Source organism: Paenibacillus sp. P4_E11 (assembly GCF_056401635.1).
The window spans coordinates 1-2,994 of sequence record NZ_JBFUIX010000292.1 but is presented as its reverse complement, the minus strand read 5'-3'; the positions used below and the strand labels follow the sequence as shown (position 1 = coordinate 2,994).

The window sequence follows — 2,994 nt, the reverse complement described above, 5'->3', positions numbered from 1 at the left end:
TTCTTTCACTTGCTGAACTTGATCAGTGAAAAAAATGTACTGGTCCTTTTGAAAAAAACTGGTATCCATCAGCGACGATATTTCCCGATAAGCCTCAGGCAGCTCCAGCAGAGATTTGTAAGCGGAACTGAATGCGATGAAGCAGGTTGTATTCTCTTGCTCTTTGGCGCGTTCGATCAGTTCATAGCAGAAGTTCTGCAGTTTCATCCTGATTTCCCTTTGCGGGAGATATTTAGGGAATAAATAAACGAACATCAGCTCATTGTTTTGAAGCGATTCGATCAATACGAATCCCCGCTTTGCTGCAATCGTCAACGCAAGTGCAGACAATCGGACTTGCAACTGCTGTTTTATTTTGTCGCATTCTACACTGCTGCCTAATCCGTTCTTTTCTTTGATGCGCACCATTAGGAGTGCATAACGACTGAATGAGACATCGAGGTTTCTGGCCTCTTCCAGCACTTGTATTTYATCGGCTTTCGATCCCGTTAGGAGATCGGCAATCAGCTTGCTTCGCAGTGATGGTCGGATATGATGACGCTGTTTCTCCAATTCGACAAAAGCTGTGGTGATTTTGTCCGTTTCTGCTTTCTCTAAACGCCGATTTTGTATTTCGTTGATTGCACCTTCGACTATTTGGCTCAGTTCGTCGTTGTCGATCGGTTTAACAATGAAACCATAAACGCCTAATCGTATCGCTTCCTTGGCGTAATCGAAGTCTTGATACCCAGTGATCAGAATCGTCTTGGATAACGGGAAATCTTTACTCATCAACTTAGCCAGATCGAGCCCGTTTAATCCTGGCATACGAATATCCGTCACAAGAATATCGGGTTTCAAGTCCCTGATCATCTGTTGGCCCTCGATACCGTCTTCCGCTTCTCCGACAACAACACAATTCAGCTTAGCCCAATCCATCGTCCGGACGATAGCTTTGCGAATTAAAGGTATATCGTCAATAACCAACACTGTATATGTCATTCGAACTCCCCCTCTAGTATGATCGGCAGACGAATGAGAATCGACGTTCCCCTATTTCGTTCGCTCGTAATGGTTAACCCGTATTGTTCACCGTATAAAATTTGAATCCGTTTATGTACGCTCATAACCCCAACTTTCGTATGCTTATCTTTTTGTTTCATCTTCGAATGTTCGGTTGGATTGAGCAATTGCGCTTTTGTATCGTCATCGATACCGATCCCATTATCCGCTACTTCTAGGAACAAATCGTTGTCGTTCATCCAACAAGAGATACTTACAATGCCTTTACCGGGTTTCTCCTCAATCCCGTGCTTGATTGAATTTTCGATCAAGGGTTGGAGGATGAATTTGGGCACCATGCACTGCATCATCGTGGGATCAAAGTGATAGTTAATCTCGATTTTTTCGGCATAAATGATTTTATATATAGACAAGTAATTTTGGATATAAGCGACTTCTTCATGTAGATATATGACGTCACCCTCTTTGCTGATGCTTTCCCGCAGCAGATTGCCGAGCAAATAAATCATCTTGCCGATCTGTCTTTCTCCATCCAACTTCGCCATACTATGTATCGATTCCAGTGTATTGTAGAGAAAATGTGGATTGATCTGTGTCTGCAGCGCTTTGTATTCGAACTGCAGCGTGCGATATTCCGCTTTTTGCTTGAGCAATTTTTCTTCATATATCGAATTAATCAGTTCGTTGATTTTATCAGCCATAGAGTTGAACTTCTCTGCGAGCAAACCTACTTCGTCGCGGCTACGTGGGACAATCATTTTATGAGTAAAATCCATTGAAAAGTTAGTCATCCCCTGAAGCAGCATGCGGACATTGTCGGTAACGCTTTTAGTAATAAGGGCAACTAAAAAAAAGGCTATAATCAACGATACGAAAATGGTGCTAGTCGTCCAAAACTTGATGACATCGGTACCTTGCGTTAATTCCTTAACAGCAATAACTTGAATAACTTTCCACTTTTCATATGCAGTCATGATGATTGTGGAAATATACGTTTCACCGCCGAACTGAAATCCACGGCCATGATTAAGATTGTCATCATACATTTTATTATGCAGAAAATACTGGGGAGGCTCTGAAACTAGCCTATTTAAGATAAGAGGTTCATTATTCTCGTTCAGAATGATGATATTCCCTTTCGTCAGTTCGTCCACATTGGTATAAATGCTGCTGATGAAACTGCTCTCTACGCCAACAATTATGATGCCGACATACGAGTTGGTCAGGACATCGTAAACTGCTTTTTCCATAAAAATCGTTTCGTTATTCCCGGGTACCCAGATCGCTTTGCCGCGCTTCTTCTGGATGGCGGAGGTATCGACGTTTTTCAAATAATTGCCTGTATGTACGGTTGTCCAACTTTCATAGGAATAAGTATTTCCGACGTTGTCAATAACGGTGACAGAGAGGAAGTAGTCTTTGGACTGCAGGAGATTTAGAGCAAATTCACTTAAGTTGTTCTTAGTAACTTGATCCGAAGGGTCGGTCGTCGGCTTATTAGGAGGTGCGTTCATGGTGGAATTGCGAAATGTCTGAAACACATGATCTTCAACTTCTTTGGTTCTTTTCTCCAGGTTAATCCCGATCTGTTCGATCAAATATCCGGAGAAATTGACTGTATTCTGCTTAATCGCTTTTACGGACACATAGTAGTTCACCGAACTGATCATCAGTACAGTCAGCATGATTATGAGCGTAAAAGATAACAGAAATTTGGATCGCAGCTTTAAATTCATTACCCATGACATCTGTCGCAACAATAGGGTTCACCTGCAATCTATTATGTTGGAAGCGCTTTCAATAGTTCATTTATTAGCATTATACCTCATTACACCGAAGTTTGGCGACATAATTTCCCAGGTTTATCACGGCATTTAAGTGGTAAAGTGTAGTTACAATAGTTCATTTATTAGCATTATACCTCATTACACCGAAGTTTGGCGACATAATTTCCCAGGTTTATCACGGCATTTAAGTGGTAAAGTGTAGTTA

Annotated in this window: 2 protein-coding genes; both read right to left on the bottom strand. The window is 41.6% G+C overall.

Annotation, left to right across the window (positions count from 1 at the left end):
* Window positions 1-981: response regulator (locus tag AC1DWB_RS33020; protein WP_477545326.1), on the bottom strand; the 981-nt coding region annotated here is incomplete at its 3' end.
* Complete coding sequence (locus AC1DWB_RS33015) at window positions 978-2,738, bottom strand: sensor histidine kinase (RefSeq protein WP_477545325.1); 1,761 nt, start codon at window positions 2,736-2,738, stop codon at window positions 978-980. The genes AC1DWB_RS33015 and AC1DWB_RS33020, both read right to left, overlap by 4 nt.
* Between the last annotated feature and the right edge of the window lie 256 nt (window positions 2,739-2,994).